Genomic DNA, 18,375 nt, shown 5'->3' on the forward strand with positions numbered 1-18,375 from the left:
TTGCCCGAGCCTACTTTCTCCGGCGCCCCTACCGCTGCCCACGCGCGCGGCAGCCCCGGTCAGCACCGGCTAGATCGATTCCGGACAGTAGGGAATAGGTGCGCCCCGAACGACATTCGTACTGGTGGGGAAGGTTTCGCCGGCCGGCGTCTGATACAGATGGTGACAGGTAACAGATCCATAAACATTGATTTCTACAAACATTTTGACCAGACGCTGACATGCGGCCGCCAGAATCGGCGATCAATCGCCGAACGGGCCGCGGTGCGACCAATTAAGCGAAACAACCATCGTTCTGGTTTGCCATCGCCGCCCCGGCGTGCAGGGCGGCGACAGCGCATCGACTCGGCTACCGCTTGGCGGCCGGGGCGATCTCGTACCGGACGCCGCCCAGGTCGGCGCGGCGGGCGCCGGTGGTGTCCGGACCGAACTGGGTCACATCCAGCCCGGCCCGCTCCCGGGCCTCGCCGCCACCCACGAAGGAGATCCGGAAGGTGAGCCGCTCGCCCGGGGCCAGCAGGATCCCGTTGATGCTGGCACCGGCCGGTTCGACGATCTCCACCTGGGTCTGGCCGACCTGGCGGATGCCCTTGCCCTGGCCCCCGCCGGCCCGCCAGCGCTCGAACAGTGCCGGTCCGAGGTCGACCACGATCCGCCCGCCGAGGTCCTGGAACGCTCTGCCGAACGGCGTGAACAGCACGTCGTTCGCGGTCGTCTGGCGCAGCGTGTTGCCGATCGCGAACGGTCGGTCGCTGACGCCATCACCCGGCTGCGGGTGCACCGAGTCCACGTTGCGCCAGACGATGTTGTTGTTGTTCCGGGTGTTCGGGCCGATGTCCGGGCCTTCCCCGGTCATCGGATCGGTCTGCGACACCCAGCGGGCGATCAGGCAGAAGTGCCCCGGCCCGGGTACGCCGGTCCACGGCAGCATCACCGTGGTCGTGCCGGCCGGCACGCTCAGGGTCTGCGAGCCGATCACCGTCCACGCCGCCGGCCAGGCCGCGCCGCCGCCCGGGGTGGTCCGGTAGACGGTAATCGTGCCGGTGCTGTCACCCGAGCCGTACGGGCCGGGGTTGCGCAGGGTGACGAAGACGTAGTTGGTCTGGCCGACGATCGGGTTCTGGCTGGCCGCGCAGAGCGCCGGCCCGTTGCAGACCCTGATGTCCGGGCTCTGCCACAGCGGGTTCAGGGTATGCGGTTCGACACCGATGTCGTCGGCGGTGTCGCGCAGGTAGACGTCGGTGCGGTCGGTGACCGCGGCGCCGCCCTCGTCGGCGGTGACCGCGCCGAGCGCCGGGCCGGACCCGGCGACCGACAGCAGCAGCGTCAACGCCGCTCCCGCCGCCAGCGCTCGGAACTGCCTTCTCCTGCTACCCAACATTGGGCCTCCTCAGTAGACGGACCGACTCGGTTCGTTGACAACGTTCCTGAGCCGCGAATCGACAGATAGATACGTCCGTCGATGAGCGTGGATGTCAGATGGCGGGCAACAACCCAACTCCGCCGGCATCACCGGGAAAGCCGTTGTCCGCCCCGATCGGGCGCCGTACCGTCGCTCGCATGAACCACACCCTGCTGTCCGGCACCCGCGCCCCGGTCAAGGTCTGGACCGACCCGTCGACCATCGAGCCCGACGCCGCCCGGCAGCTGCGCAACATCGGCGCCCTGCCCTGGGTCGAGGGGGTCGCCGTGATGCCCGACGTGCACTACGGCAAGGGCGCCACGGTCGGCTCGGTCATCGCCATGCGGCAGGCCCTCGCCCCGGCCGCGGTCGGCGTCGACATCGGCTGCGGGATGTCCGCGGTCCGCACCAACCTGACCGACGCGGACCTGCCGGACGACCTCGGTGCCCTGCGTACGGCGATCGAGGCGGCCATCCCGGTCGGTTTCCACGCCCACGACGACCCGGTCAACCCGTACCGGGTGCACGGTCTGCCGACCGCCGGCTGGGGCGACTTCTGGGCCGGCTTCCGCGACCTGCACGCGGGCGTCGGGGCGCTGGAGTCGCGCGCCCAGCGGCAGCTCGGCAGCCTCGGTGGCGGCAACCACTTCATCGAGGTCTGCGTCGAGCAGGGCGGCGACGACGCCGGTCAGGTCTGGCTGATGCTGCACTCCGGTTCCCGCAACATCGGCAAGGAGCTGGCCGAGCGGCACATCGGGGTGGCGCGGAAGCTGCCGCACAACGCCGACCTGCCCGACCGCGACCTGGCGGTCTTCCTCGCCGGCACCCCGGAGATGGCCGCCTACCGGCGCGACCTGGCCTGGGCCCAGGAGTACGCGGCCCGCAACCGGGCGATCATGCTGGCCCTGCTCTGCGGGGTGCTGCGCGACGCGGTGCCGGCGGTGCGCTTCGCCGAGCCGATCTCCTGCCACCACAACTACGTGGCCGAGGAGACCTACGGCGGGGTGGAGCTGCTGGTCACCCGGAAGGGGGCGATCCGGGCCGGCCGGGGTGACCTGGGGATCATCCCGGGCTCGATGGGGACCGGCTCCTACATCGTGCGCGGGCTGGGCAACGCCGACGCGTACTGCTCCGCCTCGCACGGCGCCGGGCGGCGGATGTCCCGGTCGGCGGCGAAGCGGGCCTTCGACGTCGACGACCTGGCCGCCCAGACGGCCGGGGTGGAGTGCCGCAAGGACGCGGGTGTGGTCGACGAGATCCCGGCCGCGTACAAGGACATCGGCGCGGTGATCGAGCAGCAGTCCGACCTGGTCGAGGTGGTGGCGCACCTCAAGCAGGTGGTCTGCGTCAAGGGTTGACCCGGCCGTCAGTCGTCGTCGAAGTCGACGCCGGCGAGGGTGGCCGAGCGGTATCCGGCGAGCCGCTCGGCCTGCTCGGCGACGGCCGACCGGGTGGCGGCGGGGAGCTTCCGCCAGGGCTGTACGGCGACCCGCAACCTCCGCCCGGAGGTGCGGGGCCGCCAGGTGCCGACCAGGTCACCGCCGGCCAGCACCGCGCCGGGCCGGCCCAGCACCGGCCACAGCTGCTTGGCCTGGCCGGCGTCGGCGGTCAGGGTGGTCCGGTCCCTGGCCTGCAGGAAGAGGTCGTACGGGCCGAGCAGCCGGACGCCGGCGGCCGGCGCTGACCCCAGCGCCGGCTCGTCGGCGGCCAGGATCGACCGCGGCTCGCCGTCGACCACCACCTCGACGGCGTCCTCGGGCCAGCGGGCCCGCACCTCCTTCACCGGCGCGTCGAGGAACTCGGCCACGTGTTTGGGGTTGGCCGGGCCGAGCAGCCGCAGGTAGCCGCGGATGAGGTCGAACCGGTCGCCCGCCGCGGCCGCCGTCCGGAACCCGGGGATCGGCCGCAGCACCGGCGGCGACGTGTCGATCTCCAACTCCAGACCGGCCCGGAGCGCGGCCAGCCGGAACGGCTGCTCGTAGACGTGCGTCGCGTCGCACGCCCGGCAGAACCGCAGGTACGGCTCGGGCAGCACAGTGGCCAACCGGCCCGAGGCATCACCCTTGACCATCGGTCCGGTGACGATGGCCCGCAGGTGGGCGGCCACCTCGTCCAGGGCGGCCAGGTTGTCGATCCCGGCGGCCCGCAGCGGTTTGGCGGCGTCGAAGATGCGCCGGCCCGCGTCGGCGTCCGAGAACGGCTCCACCGCGGCGGCCACCTCCGGCAGGTCGGCCCGCCGGTACAGATGCGGAGCGCCGCGGATGGTCCAGAGCAGGATCAGCTCCTCGGCCGGCAGGGTCGCCACGTCGACGCCGCGCACGGCGAGTGCCCAGCCGGCCCCGTCCGGCCCGGTCTGCTGCACCCCGAGATCGAGAACGGAGGTGTCCCCCAGGCCGCCCCGGTCCCGGTCGAGCTGCTGGGCTCGGATCCGGAAACTGCGCACCTGATGAGCGTCGACCATTCCCCCACCATAGGTGTGGGGTCCGACTCGCCAATCGCCGTCCCGGTGGTGAGCAGTGGATACGTCGCGTAGCGTCGACAACGGCCCGGGCGGCGCGGCGAACCTGCCACTGCGGCTGAACCTTCCGCGGGGTATCCACGTATGCATGAGATGCGGCGAAGATCGGCCGGCCGCGGAACAGAGGCCCTGGTGACGGAGGAATGGTGACGGTAAGCGCTCGCAGCGGTTCAGCCCTCGGGGTCCACCCGCCGACGGTGGGCCTGGCCGCCCAACTCGTCGTGCTGGCGTCACTGGCGGTGACCGTCAGTCTCGGCACCGCGGGCTGGCTCGCCGGCGCCGGGTACGCCCTGAGTAGCTACGTCCTGCTCTCCCGGGCGCTGCGCCAACCCGACGTGCACGGCTGGGGGCCGGCAAACACGGTCACCCTGGCCCGGCTGACGCTGGCCGGCGGGGTGACGGCCCTGGTGGCCGACTCGATCTGGGCGCCGCCGCCGGTGGCGGCGCTGACCGCGCTGGCCGCGGTGGCGCTGCTGCTCGACGCGGTCGACGGTCAGGTCGCCCGCCGCCGGGCCTGCACGTCGCGGTTGGGTGCGCGGTTCGACATGGAGGCCGACTCGGTGCTGGTGCTCGTGCTGAGTGTCTACGTCGCCATGTCGTTGGGCTGGTGGGTGCTGGCGATCGGCGCGTTCCGGTACGTCTTCGTCGTCCTGACCTGGGTCTTCCCCTGGCTGACCGCGCCCCTGCCGCCCCGGATGTCGCGAAAGGTGGTCGCCGCACTGCAGGGTGTCGTGCTTGTCGTGGCCACCGCCGGGGTGCTGCCGCGCTGGCAGGCGACGCTGGCCGTCGGCGCCGCGCTGGCGCTGCTGGTCTGGTCGTTCGGCACCGACATCCGCTGGTCGTGGCGGCAGGCGGCAACGACCGCCGACGCCGCCGGCACCCTGGGCACCGCCGGGGACGGCGCTGCGGTGCCGCCGGACGTGCGGGCCACGGCCCCGGTACACCGCTTCCGGTCGGCACCCACGCTCGACCTCGACCCGGAGCCGGTTGCCGCGGGGCTGCAAGCGACGGACTACCCGGTGGTGCTCTCCGAACGCTGACCGTCGAACGCCGACACGGCGTACACATCGCCGGCGTTGGCCTGGTGCGGCAGCGCCAGGAGATGCGTCCGCATCTGGTCGCCGGGGATCCACCGCTGGAAGGTCAGCGTCATGCTCTCCCCCAGGGCGACGTCGAAGCCGGCGAAGCCGAGCTCGGTCAGGCGCTCAAGGCAGCGCCCGGCGACCTCGCGCGCGATGGTGGTGAACTCGAACGACAGCGCGGTCAGCGGACGGCTCAGACCGGCCAGCACGGCGTCCTCGAAGCCCTCGACGTCGATCTTCGCGAAGACGGGTTCGCCGTACTCGGCCACCAGCCGGTCCAGGGTCACCGCCGGGACCTCGATCTCGGCGTCCCAGACCTGGTCGCGCCACCCGTTCGCGTCCCGCGCCGCCCGGACGAACTCCGGCGAGGCGGTGGAGACGGTGGGGTTGGCGGAGTTGACCCGCAACCGGGCGCTGCCGGGCTCCGCACCGCAGACCGCCTCCACCAGCGTGACCTGGTCGTCCCCGCCGTAGATGGCGCGGATGGCGCGCGCGCAGGCCGGCTGCGGTTCCACCGCCACCACCCGGGCCCCGAGCCGGCGGAAGCTGCCGATCCGGTCGCCCACGTGGGAGCCGACGTCGAAGACGAGGTCGCCGGCCGAGACGAACCGGGCGTAGAAGGCGTCCATCGCCGCTTCCTGTTCCGGGTCGCCGTAGTAGAACTCCAGCGAGCGCCGGAGCCCGGCGGTGGCCGGGTCGGACTTGAGCGATTCGATCACCGCGGCGTCTGGGCGCATGTCGAAACCCTAGACCGGCGGGCGCCGGATCCGCCGGCATCGGCCCGGTCGGCGCTGGTCAGAAGGCACGCAGGAACATGTCGCGGAAGGTGTCCATCCGCCAGACCGGAGCCTGCGGATCGGGATTGAGGCCCTCCTGCCAGCCCCAGCCGGAGATCCGGTCCAGCACGTCCGGGTCGCGCGCGACGATGGTGATCGGCACGTCCCGATCGGCGCCCTCGCCGGTGATGGCCGGCGCCGGCTGGTGGTCACCGACGAAGACCAGGACGAGATCCTCGTCACCGTAGGTCTCGACGTAGGAGATCAGGCTCGCCAGCGAGTTCTCGATGGCCCGCTGGTAGCCGCCGCGTACCTGGGCCGGCTTCTTCCAGGAGGCGTCCTTCGACCTGTCGTCCTTGGCCATCGGGCCGAAGATCGAGCCGTCGCCGATGGCGTTCCAGTCGACCAGCTCCGCGGTGGGGGTCCACGGCGCGTGGCTGGAGACCAGGGCGATCTCGGCCATCACCGGCCCGCGGTCGGCCCGGGACCGCTCCAGGCGCTCGAACGCCGCCAGGGTGTACTGGTCGGGCATCGGGGCGAAGCCGAACTTCGGACCCCGGTAACCCAGGTGCTCGGGACCGTAGATCTGGTCGGAGTCGAAGAACTCGCCCTCCGGCCACGCCTTGGTCAGGGCCGGCATCACGATGACGGTCCGCCAGCCGGCCCGCTGGAACGCCCCGTTGAGGGTCAGCCGGTCGCTGGTGACCAGGTCGTTGTAGAGGAACTGGTTGTCGGTCCACATGCCGGAGAGCAGCGTCGCGTGGGCCAGCCAGCTCCCACCGCCGGCCGTCGGCGAGGTGAGGAAGGCGCTGCGGGAGTCGTACCCGGCGGCTCGCAGCCGGCGGGTGCCGTCGTCGAGCAGGGCGTCGATCCGGGGCGCGATCTGCGGATGCTCGACCGCGACCCGGCCGTAGCTCTCCACGAAGGAGAAGAGCACGTCCTTGCCGCGCAGCCCGGTCAGCAGCTGCTCCCCGGTGGCCTGGTCGAAGTCGTCGATCCGCACTCCGGCCGCGAACGCCTCCTGGTTGCGCAGGCCGTCGCGTACCTGCAGCGTCCGGTCGTAGGCGAGGGTGGCCGCGCTGTCCGCGGCGACCGGCAGCCCGGGGACGATCTGCGCGCCCGACGCCGCGCCGAGGACCCAGAGCACCGTGAGCACCGCGACGGTCCGGCTCGCCGCCGTCTCGTGATCGCCCGCCACGCTGGTCAGCCGGCGGACCGACAGCACCATGGCGACGAGTACGGCGACGGCCAGCGCCACCGCCCCGATCGCGGTGCCGACCGCACCGGCCCGCCCGACCGACTCGGTGAGGAAGTCCACCCCGGCGGTCAGGAACGTCCAGTCGAAGATCGGGTCGAACGGCCGGGCGAAGACCATGAAGAAACCCATGTCAAGGACCTTCAGGACGACCAGCAGACCGAGGACCAACCCCACCGGTACGGCCACCACCCGCCTGGCCCGGGCCGGCAGGGCGAGCAGCAGGGCGGCACCGAGCAGCCCTTCCAGCGGAACGCGGACGAACGCGCCGGGAGTGAGCCGACCGAGCTCGTTCGGCGCGACAAGCGCGACCAGCACCAGCAGCAGGGCGGCCCCGGTCAGCCCGGCGGCCAGCACCCGGCGGATCCGGCCGCGGTCGCGCCGGTCGCCGCGGCTGGCGGACCCCTCGGCAGGCCCCTCGTCGGGCCGCTCCGGAGCGTCCGGACGCGTGGGTGACCGACGAAGGAGTGCTGGCAGCGACACTACGCGGGGACCTTCCATCTGGCTCGTGGCAACTGGACGGGTTGTCGACGGTCGCGCGCGGACCGGACGGGTGGTCGTGCCACCGTATCCCGATCATCCACACGCGCGCGGAGCCCGCCCGGTTCATTCCCACGACAGGGCGACGGGCGGGACCTAATGCCCTGCCGGTGGGTCGGCCGTCCGGTTAGCGTCGGCGACGGAGGTGGAGCGATGCGGGTCGCCGTGTTCAGCCCCAAACCGTACGACGAGCGGTTTCTTCGGGCCGCGAACGACGGGGCCGGGCACGACCTGGTGTTTCTGGAGCCCCGGCTGACCCCGGCGACCGTGCCGCTGGCGGCCGGCTGCCCGGCGGTCAGCGCCTTCGTCAACGACGACCTCGGCGCCGAGGTGCTCACCGCGCTCGCCGCCACCGGTGTCCGGCTGGTGGCGCTGCGCTCGGCCGGGTTCAACCACGTCGACCTGGCCACCGCGGCCCGGTTGCAGATCACCGTGGCCCGGGTGCCGGGCTATTCTCCGCACGCCGTCGCGGAACACTGCGTCGGGCTCATCCTGGCGCTCAACCGGCGGATCCACCGCGCCTACAACCGGGTACGCGAACACAACTTCGCGTTGACCGGGCTGCTCGGCTTCGACCTGTACGGCAAGACGGTCGGGGTGGTCGGCACCGGCAAGATCGGTGTCTGTCTGATCCGGATCATGGCCGGGTTCGGCTGCCGGGTGCTGGCCACCGACCCGTACCCGTCGGCGGAGGCGGTCCGGGCCGGCGCCGAGTACGTGCCGCTGGAGACGCTGCTGGCCGAGTCGCACATCGTCACGCTGCACTGCCCGCTGACCGCCGACACCTTCCACCTGATCGACGAGAAGCGCATCGGGCAGCTCCGCGACGGGCCTGACCACCTTCCCGAACGTGCTGATCACCGGGCACCAGGCGTTCTTCACCGAGGAGGCGCTACACAACATCGCGGAAACGACGATCGCCAACCTCTCCGCGTTCGCCCGCGGCGAGGGCGCCGCGCACCCGGTCACCGCCCCGGGCTGACGCGGCACCGACGGCGGGGCCGCGGGCGGGCCGACCGGCGCCGACGCCGAGCAGGTCGGCGAGCCGGGCCGCGTCCCGTTGGGCCTGGCCGGCGCAGCAGTTGTTCAGCAGGACGTGGAGGGTGCCGGCCCGCCGGGCGTACCCGCGCAGCCGGCGCGCCCACCCGACCAGCTCCTCCTCGCCGTACGCGTACCGGAACTTCTCCCGCTTGTCGCCGCTGTCCCAGGCCGGGCTGTGGCCGTGCAGCCGCACCACCGCCGGCTCGGCGGTGACCGCCAGCAGCGGCGGCACCGACTCCGGGTGGCCCTGCGGCATGTCCACCCCGACCAGGGAGATGTCGTTGCCGGCCAGGAACTCACGGGTCCGGTCGGCCGCCGCACCGTGCAGCCAGGAGCCGTGCCGGAACTCCACGGCCACCCGGGCCGGCCGGCACCGCTCGGCCGTTTCGGCGATCCGCCGCCGGGCCGCCTCGCCGTCGACCAGCCACGGCGGGAACTGCAGCAGCACCACGCCGAGCTTGCCGGCCCCGGCCAGCGGATCGAGCACCGCGTGGAACCTGGCCCACAGCTCGTCGTACGCCGAAGCGGCCAGGTCCCGACGCCGCACCCGGTCGTGCCGGCCGGTCGGCCGCAGGTCCCTCGGCAGCGCGGAGACCGGGGTGGGGTGGCCGGTGAACAGGCCGAACGCCTTCACGTTGAAGGTGAAGTCGGGCGGCGTCCGGTCGGCCCAGGCGGCGGCGGTCTCCACCGCCGGCAGCGCGTAGTAGCTGGTGTCCACCTCGACCAGGTCGAACCAGCCGGCGTAGTAGGCCAGCCGGCCGGCCGGGGTGTTGAACTCCCGCGGGTACCACCCCGAGTCCACCAACGACCGGTCCGCCCACGACGACGTGCCCACCCGGATCTCGCCCATACCTCCGGTTTATCCAGATCGGACACCCGTCGAAACCTCGGATTCGACCGCCCTGGTCCCGTCGTAGCTGGCCCGGGCGGCGTGCACCTGCTCGATGTGGGTCTCCGCCCAGTCCTTGATGGCCCGCTGCACCGGCAGCAGGCTCTCGCCGAGCGGGGTGAGCCGATAGTCGACCCGGACCGGCACCGACGGCGTCACCGCGCGGGTCAGCAACCCGTCGCGTTCGAGTTTGCGCAGCGTCTGGGTGAGCATCTTCTGGCTGGCCCCGCTGATGGTGCGGGACAGCTCGCTGTACCGCCGCGGCCCGTCGGCGAGCGCGCTCAACACCAGCGTCACCCACTTGTCGCTGAGGGTGGCGAGAAGTTCGTGGCCGGGGCAGCCGGCCAGGTTGGCGTTGTACCGCTGGCGGTCCCGCTCGCGGCGGGCGGCGGCGGGCAGGGTGACCATCGGTCGTGCCTCCGGGGTTCGCTACGCACCTGGAGGTGCCTTCTTACCAATGGAGAGTAACGCCCCTAGCGTTCGGATCATGCGAGCTGTCATCGTCCGCCGCTTCGGCGGCCCCGAGGTATTGGAAATCGCCGACCTGCCCAGTCCCGAACCCGGTCCCGGCCAGCTCCGGATCCGGGTCGCCGCGGCGGCCGTGAACCGGATCGACCTCTCCACCCGCAGCGGAGCGCTCACCGAGGCCGGTCTGCTGCCGCGCGGCCTACCCGAGGTGGCTCTCGGCTGGGACGTGGCCGGGCAGGTGGACGCCGTCGGCGCCGGGGTGACCCGCCACCGGGTCGGCGACCGGGTGATCGGGCTGCGCGACGTGCTCTCCGCCGGCGGCGCGCAGGCCGAACAGGTGGTCCTCGACGCCGGTGCGGTAGCACCCGCGCCGGCCAGCGTTCCGGTGGAGCTGGCGGCCGCCCTGCCGCTGATCGGGCTCACCGCCGACCGGTCGCTGACCCTGACCGGACTGCGCGCCGGCGAGACCCTGCTGGTCACCGGCGCGGCCGGCGGCGTCGGCGGCCTGCTGCTCCAACTGGCCGCGCCGCGCGGCATCCGTACCGTCGCGGTCGCCGACGCGGCCGACGAGCCCTACGTCCGCGGGCTCGGCGCCGACGAGTTCGTCGCCCGCACCGACCGGCTCGGCACGGCGGTTCGGCGGATCGTCCCGGGCGGGGTGGACGCCGTGGTCGACGCTGCCGTCGTCGGCGTCGCCGCCCACGAGGCGCTGCGCGGCGGCGGCACCTTCGTCGCGCTCGTCGCACCGTTCGCGCCGCCACCGCTGCGGGCCACCCGGGTCCTCGTCCAGGAGGTGTACGCCGACGGCGCCCGGCTGGCCGAACTCGCCGCCGGCGTCGACGCGGGCCGGCTGACCCTGCGGCTCGCCGGGACGCTGCCGCTGGCGCGGGTGGCCGAGGCGCACGACCGGCTCGCCGCGGGCCGGCTGCCCGGCCGACTCGTCCTGTTGCCCGGCTGACCCTGCGCCGGGCGCCCGGACCCGACGGCTTCTAAACTTGCTCCTCGGGGCGACCGAGGAGACCGGATGAGGCTGCGCTGGACCGTCGGGCTGCGCTCGACCGCCACGACGCGCTCGACCGCCACGATGCGCCCGACCGCCACGATGCGCCCGACCGTCAGGATGTGTTCTACCGTCGGAGTGGGGCCCCTGACCCCCCGTGCCGCCAGGGGCCGCCACCCATACTCTGCCGGAGCCGGTGGGGTCGCGGCGGCATTCCCGGACGATCCCGGACGCCGAACGCCATTCCGGGTACGCTACGGAGCCGGACTGTGACGCAGACCGAACCGGCCCGGCCCCTGACGGAGCTGCCCGATCCGAGCCAGGCACGCAACCTCGACGAGTTGATCGAGCGGCTCCGGCTGCTCAAGATCTGGGCCGGCGACCCGTCGTACGAGACGATCAAGGATCGAATCAACGCGGAACCGGCCCGCCCGGCCGCCGAACTGGTGCGCAAGAACACCGTGGCGGACTGCTTCAAGGTCGGCCGCCGCCGGGTCAACACCGACCTGGTCGTCGCCGTGGTGCAGGCGCTGCAGCCCGATGCCGGCTACGTCGCGCAGTGGCGCCAGGTGCTGCGCATCGTGCTCGCCGAGAGCCGCGCCGCGGTCCAGGTCCGCGCCCATGACCGGCTGCCCGCCGACATCGACGGATTCACCGGTCGCGCCGCCGAACTGGACCGGCTGCTGAGGATCGGACCGACCGGCGACGACCGGGCCCAGGTGGTGGTGATCGAAGGGATGGCCGGGGTCGGCAAGACCGGGTTCGCGGTGCACGCCGCGCACCGACTCGCCGGGGAACGCGCCGTCGACCGGGTGCTCTTCGTCAACCTGCGGGGCTTCCATCCCGACCCCGGCCAGCCACCGGCCGACCCGGGCGCCGTGCTGGACAGCTTCCTGCGCCTGCTCGACGTGCCGGGGCAGCGGATCCCGCATGCGCTGCCGGACCGTCGGTCGGCGTTGCGTCGCCAGCTCACCGGCCGCCGGGTGCTGATCGTGCTCGACAACGCCGCCGACGAGGAACAGGTGCGGCCGCTGCTGCCCGGCCTGCCCGGCAGCCTCACCCTGGTCACCAGCCGGCGCCGGCTGACCGGCCTGCGCCCCACCCTGCACCTGCGGCTGGACGTGTTCACCCACCGGGAGGCGACCGATTTCCTCAGCAGGGCGGTGCCCGAGGTGCCGCTCGGCGAGGACCCGGAGGCGCTCGACCGGGTGGCCCGGCGCTGCGGCCGGCTCCCGCTGGCTCTCGGCCTGCTCGCCGCCCACATGCGCACCAAGCCCGGCTGGACCTGCTCCGACCACGCCGACTGGCTCGACCAGCGGCACCGGATGCACCGGCTGGACACCGAGGTGGGGCTCGCGCTCACCATGTCCTACCAGGGTCTGGAGCCCGCGCGGCGGGAGCTGTTCCGGCTGCTGGCGGTGCATCCCGGCCAGGACCTCGACCCGTACGCGGCCGCCGCGTTGACGGGCGTGGACCTGGCCGTGGCCCGGGACGTCCTGCGCCGGCTCGCCGACGAGCATCTGCTGCAACGCACCTGCCCCGACCGGTTCGGCTTCCACGACCTGGTTCGCGCGTACGCGATGGACCGCAGCCAGGACGAGGACCGGCCGGCCGCCCGCCGGGACGCGGTGGGCCGGCTGCTGGATCACTACCTGGCCACCGCGGCGGCGGCGATGGACGCCCTGGTCCCGGCCGAGCAACACCGCCGGCCCCGACCCACCCGGCCGGCCGACGGGCCGGTGGTGGACGATCCGGAGGCGGCCCGCGACTGGCTGGACGCCGAGCGGGTCAACCTGATCGCGGCGACCGGGCTGGCCGCCACCGATGGCTGGCCCCGGCACGCGACCGGACTGGCCGCCACCCTCTTCCGCTACCTGGAGACCCGGGGCGACCACGGGGACGCCGTCACGGTGCACAGCCACGCCCGGCGGGCCGCCCGGGACAGCGGCGACCTGGCCGCCGAGGCGCAGGCGCTGACCGACCTCGGCGTCGCCACCCGGCACCTCGGCAACTACCGGCAGGCGCTGGACCACCTGCGGCGGGCGGTCGGGCTGGCCCAGCGGGCCGGGCATCGCGAGGGGACCGCCCGCGCGCTGGCCAACCTCGGCCTGGTCTACCGGCGGCTGGGCGAGTATCCGCACGCCATCGCCCACTATGAGCAGGCCCGCGAGGTGTTCCGGGAGATCGACGACCGGGTCGGCGAGGCACAGGCGGTGGCCTTTCTCGGTGTCGTCTACGAGCTGTCCGGACGGTTCGAGGAGGCGGCCGAGCACCAGCGGCAGGCGCTGACGCTGTGCCGCGAGATCGGTGACCGGACCGGCGAGGCGTACGCGCTGGGCAATCTCGGCTTCGTCTACCAGCGGCTGGGCAGCTACCAGGCGGCCGTCGAGCACCTGGAACAGGCCCTCGCCAGTTGCCAGCGGCTGGGTGACCGGCACGGCCAGGGGCACGCGTACACCGATCTCGGGGTGGTCCACCAGCGGCTGGGCCACCATCCGGAGGCGATCGCCCAGCACCGGCTGGCGCTGGCGGTCTTCCGGGAGACCGGGGACCGCGGCGGCGAGGCGGAGGCGCGCAACGGGCTCGGCGAGGCGCTACGCGCTTCCGGCCGTCCGGTCGAGGCGCGGGCCGAGCACCGTACCGCGCTCGCCCTCGCCACCGATGTCGGCGACCGCTACGAGCAGGCGCGGGCCCACGACGGGCTGGCCCACGCCCACCAGGCGACCGGCGACCCCGACCGGGCCCGCCGGCACTGGGAGCGGGCGCTCGCGCACTACGCCGACCTCGGCGCGCCGGAGGCCGTCCAGGTCCGCGCCGCCCTCGCCGGACCGCACGGGTCGTGACCGCGGATCAGCCGGCCGAGTGCCTCGGCCCGCTCCAGCAGCTCCATCGCGGTTGATCGTAACCAGCCGCAGCGGTGGGGCGGGTGGGCGTCGCGGCCCGGTTCGGCTCGGTAATTCGGTCGCGGTTCACCGTGGGCCGGCTACGGTTGCTGCCATGTCGCCCGTGCAGTGGCGTACCTCCCGGCTGGTCCTGCGGCCCGTGACAATGGCTGACCTGGACGCGTTCGTCGCCGTCGAGTCCGCGCTCCGGTCGCGCCGGCAGCCGCCCGGTCAGCCGCCGGACCCGGCGTACTCCGCCCGCCTGTTGGCCGCCTTCGTCGACGTGTGGGAGGGCGGGGAGCTCGGCTACTGGACGATCCGGTACGACGGCGAGATCGCCGGGTTCGGTGGCGTGCGGCCCAAACGGTGGCGGGACCGGGACTGCTGGAATCTCTACTACCGGTTGGCGCCGCGGTGGTGGGGGCGGGGCATCGCGACCGAGATGGCCCGGGAGGCGGTCGCGGTGGCGGCGGTCGCACACCCGCGGTGGCCGGTGCTGGTGGAGACCCGACCCGACAACGCCCCGGCGATCCGGGTCGCCGAGCGGGCCGGCCTGACCCGCCGGCCGGCCGAGCCGGGCGACGAGTGGGCCGTGCTGTTGCTGGAACGGTAGGGGTCAGGCCGGGTCGGGCAGCACGGCCTGGCGCAGCTGGCCGGTCAGCCACTCCCGGAACTCCTCCTCCGACCACCCGCACCGCAGCACCAGCGCCCCGTAGAGGGCCGGGTCGTTGCACATCCACACCGCGTCGATCGCCCGCTCGACGTCGTCGCCCTGCCGCAGCGGGCCGAGCTCCCGGGCCTGCTCGACGACCATCCGGGCGCCGCTGCGGCGGTTGCGCAGCAGCGTCTCCCAGACCTCGGCCACCTCGGCCGACTCGTCGGCGGCCCGGCGCACGGTCTCGAAGATCCCCGCGGCGCGGCCGCCGATCAGGGTGCATACACCGGCGTAGGCGGTCAGCAGGTCGGACTGGGTGCGGGCGTCCCAGACCGGCCGGTACCAGGGCCGCTGCGCCACCGGTACGGGCTCGTCGTCGCCGGCCAGCGCCTCGTCGAGGACCTGTCGCAGCAGGCCCGGCTTGGAGCCGAAGGCGGCGAAGACCGTCGGCCGGGCCACCCCGGCGGCGGCCGCCACGTCGGCGAGCGAGGTGCGCCCGTAACCGCGCGCCACGAACAGCTCGGCGGCCGCGCCGACGATCGCCCGCCGGGTGCGGCGGGCGCTCTCTTCGCGGACGGCCGAGCGGTAGGTCCGGGTCGGCTTTCCGTCCTTGACATCTGCCATGACATGGCCACACTATCAGTCTATCTACTAGACGGTGTCTATTGAAAATACTCGGCTCTATCCAAGAGACCGGTGTCCAACGAAACGAGGGGTCCCGTGTCCACGAGTCCGTACCTGCTCCGGGCCGACGAAGGTGAGGCGCACTGGTTCACCGGCAGCCTGGTCACCGTCAAGGCCACCGGCGCCCAGACCCGCGGTGCGGTCACCGTGGTCGAGTTCGTCAACCCGCCCGGCTTCGCACCGCCGCTGCACCGGCACCAGGACGAGGACGAGCTGTTCTACGTGCTCTCCGGCGACGCCGAGTTCCGCTGCGACGGCAAGGCGTTCGTCGCCGGTCCGGGCGACTTCGTGCTGCTGCCGGTCGGGTTGCCGCACACCTTCCTGGTCGGGCCCGACCAGCCGCTGCGCACGCTGCAGATCACCACCCCGGCCGGCTTCGACCGGTTCGCCGCCGAGGCCGGCACCCCCGCCTTGCACCGGTGGCTGCCCGACCCGGCGCCGATCGATCCGGCCGCGCTCGGCCACGCCGCCGCCCGGCACGGCATCGAGCTGCTCGGACCGCCACCAGCGCACTGACCAGCCCGAACCCACCAGGAGGTATTCCCATGACCGACTCCCCCGCGCCCGCCCGGTGGCGCCAGCTCGCCGTCCGCGCCGCCGCCCTCGGGCTGCTCCTCACGGCGGCGGCCTGCGGTTCGCCGGCGGCCGACGACGACCCACCGGCCGCCGGCGCCGGGACGACCGCGGCGGCCGACGCCCCCGCCGAGCCGGTCGACGTGTGCGCGCTGCTCACCCCCGACGAGGTCGACCCGGTGATCGGCGCCAACGACGGTGGGCGGCGCAGCGACGGCGACGACGGCGGCTCCTGCGTCTGGGAGAACCCGGAGACCTACCACTCCATCACCGTCAGCATCGGCGACGCCGGCACCGCCGCCAGCGGCGAACTGCCCGCCGAGTCCGACTACGGGACCACCGAACCCGGCCCCGACGGCATCCGGTTCGCCCCCGGCAACATCGCCGAGTTCGTGGCCGGCAACCGCAGCTGCGAACTCCAGGTCGTCACCAGCGTCACCGACGAGACCGACCGGCCGACCATCGTCCGCCTCATCGGCCTGGTCCGCCAGCGTCTCTAGCGCGAAGGAGAAGACATCATGTACGACGTCCGCGGGGCCGCCGTGCTCGGCCTGATCGCACTCACCCTGGCCGCAACGGCCGGCTGCGGCGGAGCCGACCAGGACCCTGACCCCGGCGCCGCCTCCATCGCCGCCCCCGCCGCGGAGGAGACCACCACGGCCGACGCCGAGCCGACCGCCGAACCGACCGCCGGACCGACCGTGGACGCGTGCTCCCTGGTCCTGCCGGCCGAGGCGGAACAGCTCGCCGGCACGCCGCTGGCAGACCCGGTTCCGGCCTCCCAGGCGTGCCAGTACACCGCGCCGCCCAGCGGCCCGGTCGCCCAGGTCGAGGTCTACGTCGGCGACGGCGCGAAGAAGCAGCTCGACATCGAACGCCAGCTCGGACACGACCTGCAGCCGATCTCGGGGGCCGGTGACGAGGCGTACATCTGGGTCGACGGCACGATGGTCTTCGTCAGCCGGTCCGGACTCTGGTTCTCCATCCGCCTGGTGCGGCTGGACGACCCGGCCACCCATCGGGAGCCGCTGGAGAGCCTGGCCCGCACCGCGGCCGGCCGGATCTGACGGGAGCCGGGCGCATGCGGAAGCTGGTCGCCGCGACCGTCAGCGTGCTGGTCCTGCTCGCGGCCTGTGGCCGGTCCACGGCGCAGACCACCGCCGAGGACCCGTGGAGCGAGCCGGCCATGCGGTACGGGCTGGCCCCGCAGCCGCACCCGGACGTGACGTACCAGCCCGATGTCGTCATCGTCGGCGGCGGTGGCCGGTCGATCCGATCGGTCACCGCCGACGGGCTGACCTGGCGGGTCGACGCGGGCGCCGAACGGGCCGACGAACTGGCCCCGGGGAAGGTCATGTTCGTCACCGGCCGGGCGGTCGGCCGGGTGCTGCACCTGGACCGCGACGGCGACGACCTGCTGGCCACGATCGGACCGGTCAACCTCACCGAGGTGATCCGGGACGGCACCTTCGAGCGTTCCGGCATCGTGCTCGACGACCCGATCGCATACCAGGCCGGGGAGCCGTTCTGGGCGGACCCCGCCGCGGGCGCGGCGGCCGGCCCGGAACCTGGCGGGAGCGGCGGCGAGACCGGTGCCGCCGGACGGCCCGGGCGGGCCGCCCCGATCCGGCTGGCGCAGCGCGACGCACCCGGCGCCCGGCCGGTCCAGCCCCCGCCGGTCCGCGGCAACGAGGTCCAGCTCGTCAACGCGAACTTCTTCAAGAACGCCAGCCTCGCCGACGGCGCCGACCTCGGCTTCTACTACTACCGGGACGGGGTCAAACTCGCCGGGCGGGTCCAGTTGACCGCGCAGACCAAGATCGGCGCCAGCTTCCACCTCGACATCCGGGACGGTGCGGTGCACCGGGCCGAGTTGGAGCTCGGCGGCGGCTTCGGGGTGAAGGTGGCGTTCGAGGCCGGGATCAAGGACGGCCAGAACATCAAGGCCGTGCTCCCGGTCCCGGTCGAGTTCAGCTTTCCGATCGGGACCATCCTGGGCGTGCCGCTGTCGCTCACCATCGGCCAGACCCTGAAGGTCACCACCGCGTTCGGCGCGAAGCTCGGCACGGTCAAGGGCTCCGGCGAGTTCAGCCTGGCCGGCTCCCTGGGCTACGGGTACGCCGACGGCACCTTCGGCACCCGGGTCACCACGGACGTACGGCGCAAGGAGAGCCTCATCGACTCGCTGACCGGCGTACCGGTGGGGGTGATGGGTCTGCTCATCGAGCACTCGGTCAACTTCAACGTCGGGTTCAACGCCTTCGTCCTCAAGGCCGGGGTCTTCTTCGAGGTGACCACCGCCTACGGGGCGACGCTGGGCTCCAGCCTGGGCGCGGTCGGCACGCTGGGCTCGCACTTCGTCGAGTGCCGGGGGGTGGGCCTGGGGATGTGGGCCAGGTACGGCATCGGCTACACCATTCTCGCCCCGGTCGCAAAGCTGATCAACGACTTCCTGAGTCTGCTGAGCGTCGAACCCATCCCGGCCGAGAACCGGATCGGACCACCGGCGAAGAAACTCTGGTCCAACCAGGAGGTGATCCCGAAGGTGGACCTCTGTACGCCTCCGGAATCCCGTTGACCCGGCCCCGGTCCGCTGTCTTCCGGACCCGG

At 73.2% G+C, this 18,375-nt stretch carries 16 protein-coding genes and 1 pseudogene; 10 read left to right on the forward strand and 7 right to left on the reverse strand.

Annotated elements, in window-relative coordinates; genetic code table 11:
• Positions 1-349: 349 nt before the first annotated feature.
• A complete protein-coding gene (locus tag O7627_RS22325) occupies positions 350-1,381 on the reverse strand; it encodes a hypothetical protein (protein WP_278095450.1) in 1,032 nt (343 codons plus the stop codon).
• Between the two features lie 179 nt (positions 1,382-1,560).
• Between O7627_RS22325 and O7627_RS22330 the strand changes: the two genes are divergently transcribed.
• Positions 1,561-2,760 (forward strand): RtcB family protein, encoded by a 1,200-nt coding sequence (locus O7627_RS22330; RefSeq protein WP_278095451.1) that lies wholly within the window; start codon positions 1,561-1,563, stop codon positions 2,758-2,760.
• A gap of 8 nt (positions 2,761-2,768) precedes the next feature.
• Here O7627_RS22330 and O7627_RS22335 read toward each other — a convergent pair whose 3' ends face one another.
• On the reverse strand, positions 2,769-3,863 hold the full coding sequence (locus tag O7627_RS22335) for a winged helix DNA-binding domain-containing protein (protein ID WP_278095452.1): 1,095 nt from the start codon (positions 3,861-3,863) through the stop codon (positions 2,769-2,771).
• A 203-nt stretch (positions 3,864-4,066) separates the two neighbouring features.
• Between O7627_RS22335 and O7627_RS22340 the strand changes: the two genes are divergently transcribed.
• Positions 4,067-4,960: a CDP-alcohol phosphatidyltransferase family protein gene (locus O7627_RS22340; protein WP_278095453.1), complete on the forward strand. Its 894-nt coding sequence runs from the start codon at positions 4,067-4,069 to the stop codon at positions 4,958-4,960.
• Here O7627_RS22340 and O7627_RS22345 read toward each other — a convergent pair.
• Positions 4,933-5,739 carry an FkbM family methyltransferase gene (locus O7627_RS22345; protein ID WP_278095454.1) on the reverse strand — a complete coding sequence of 269 codons (807 nt, stop codon included), beginning with the start codon at positions 5,737-5,739 and terminating at the stop codon, positions 4,933-4,935. The two genes, O7627_RS22340 and O7627_RS22345, sit on opposite strands and share 28 nt — an antisense overlap.
• Positions 5,740-5,797: 58 nt before the next feature.
• Positions 5,798-7,516 carry a sulfatase gene (locus tag O7627_RS22350; protein WP_278095455.1) on the reverse strand — a complete coding sequence of 573 codons (1,719 nt, stop codon included), beginning with the start codon at positions 7,514-7,516 and terminating at the stop codon, positions 5,798-5,800.
• A gap of 210 nt (positions 7,517-7,726) precedes the next feature.
• Here O7627_RS22350 and O7627_RS22355 point away from each other — a divergent pair.
• Positions 7,727-8,555 (forward strand): annotated as a pseudogene (locus O7627_RS22355) (2-hydroxyacid dehydrogenase).
• On the opposite strand, the gene O7627_RS22360 reads toward O7627_RS22355, so the two are convergent.
• Together O7627_RS22360 and O7627_RS22365 are read right to left on the reverse strand one after the other, a co-directional pair.
• Positions 8,466-9,464: a DUF72 domain-containing protein gene (locus O7627_RS22360; RefSeq protein WP_278095456.1), complete on the reverse strand. Its 999-nt coding sequence runs from the start codon at positions 9,462-9,464 to the stop codon at positions 8,466-8,468. The pseudogene O7627_RS22355 and the gene O7627_RS22360 overlap by 90 nt on opposite strands.
• Before the next feature lie 9 nt (positions 9,465-9,473).
• Positions 9,474-9,911, reverse strand: a complete 438-nt coding sequence (locus tag O7627_RS22365) for a helix-turn-helix domain-containing protein (protein ID WP_278095457.1) — start codon at positions 9,909-9,911, stop codon at positions 9,474-9,476.
• Positions 9,912-9,990: 79 nt separating this feature from the next.
• On the opposite strand from O7627_RS22365, the gene O7627_RS22370 reads away from it, so the two are divergent.
• The 3 genes from O7627_RS22370 to O7627_RS22380 all read left to right on the forward strand — a co-directional run bounded on the left by O7627_RS22370 (position 9,991) and on the right by O7627_RS22380 (position 14,466).
• The gene (locus O7627_RS22370) at positions 9,991-10,929 is read left to right on the forward strand and encodes an NADP-dependent oxidoreductase (protein WP_278095458.1); all 939 of its coding nucleotides are present in this window, start codon (positions 9,991-9,993) and stop codon (positions 10,927-10,929) included.
• Positions 10,930-11,240: 311 nt separating this feature from the next.
• Positions 11,241-13,814, forward strand: a complete 2,574-nt coding sequence (locus tag O7627_RS22375) for a tetratricopeptide repeat protein (protein ID WP_278095459.1) — start codon at positions 11,241-11,243, stop codon at positions 13,812-13,814.
• A gap of 154 nt (positions 13,815-13,968) precedes the next feature.
• Positions 13,969-14,466, forward strand: coding sequence for a GNAT family N-acetyltransferase (locus O7627_RS22380; protein ID WP_278095460.1), 498 nt, complete (start codon positions 13,969-13,971; stop codon positions 14,464-14,466).
• A 3-nt stretch (positions 14,467-14,469) separates the two neighbouring features.
• Here the strand turns inward: O7627_RS22380 and O7627_RS22385 are convergent, their stop codons facing one another.
• Positions 14,470-15,132, reverse strand: a complete 663-nt coding sequence (locus tag O7627_RS22385) for a TetR/AcrR family transcriptional regulator (RefSeq protein ID WP_278095461.1) — start codon at positions 15,130-15,132, stop codon at positions 14,470-14,472.
• A 96-nt stretch (positions 15,133-15,228) separates the two neighbouring features.
• On the opposite strand from O7627_RS22385, the gene O7627_RS22390 reads away from it, so the two are divergent.
• Genes O7627_RS22390 through O7627_RS22405 form a run of 4 tightly spaced genes read left to right on the forward strand, consistent with a single transcriptional unit; the run spans position 15,229 to position 18,343 of the window.
• Positions 15,229-15,708 carry a quercetin 2,3-dioxygenase gene (locus O7627_RS22390; RefSeq protein ID WP_278095462.1) on the forward strand — a complete coding sequence of 160 codons (480 nt, stop codon included), beginning with the start codon at positions 15,229-15,231 and terminating at the stop codon, positions 15,706-15,708.
• 29 nt (positions 15,709-15,737) lie between these two features.
• On the forward strand, positions 15,738-16,265 hold the full coding sequence (locus tag O7627_RS22395; RefSeq protein ID WP_278095463.1) for a hypothetical protein: 528 nt from the start codon (positions 15,738-15,740) through the stop codon (positions 16,263-16,265).
• An 18-nt stretch (positions 16,266-16,283) separates the two neighbouring features.
• Positions 16,284-16,832: a DUF3558 family protein gene (locus tag O7627_RS22400; protein ID WP_278095464.1), complete on the forward strand. Its 549-nt coding sequence runs from the start codon at positions 16,284-16,286 to the stop codon at positions 16,830-16,832.
• Between the two features lie 14 nt (positions 16,833-16,846).
• Positions 16,847-18,343 (forward strand): hypothetical protein, encoded by a 1,497-nt coding sequence (locus O7627_RS22405; protein ID WP_278095465.1) that lies wholly within the window; start codon positions 16,847-16,849, stop codon positions 18,341-18,343.
• The last annotated feature ends 32 nt before the right edge of the window (positions 18,344-18,375 follow it).

The organism is Solwaraspora sp. WMMD1047 (genome assembly GCF_029626155.1).
In the GTDB taxonomy this organism is placed as follows: Bacteria; Actinomycetota; Actinomycetes; order Mycobacteriales; family Micromonosporaceae; genus WMMD1047.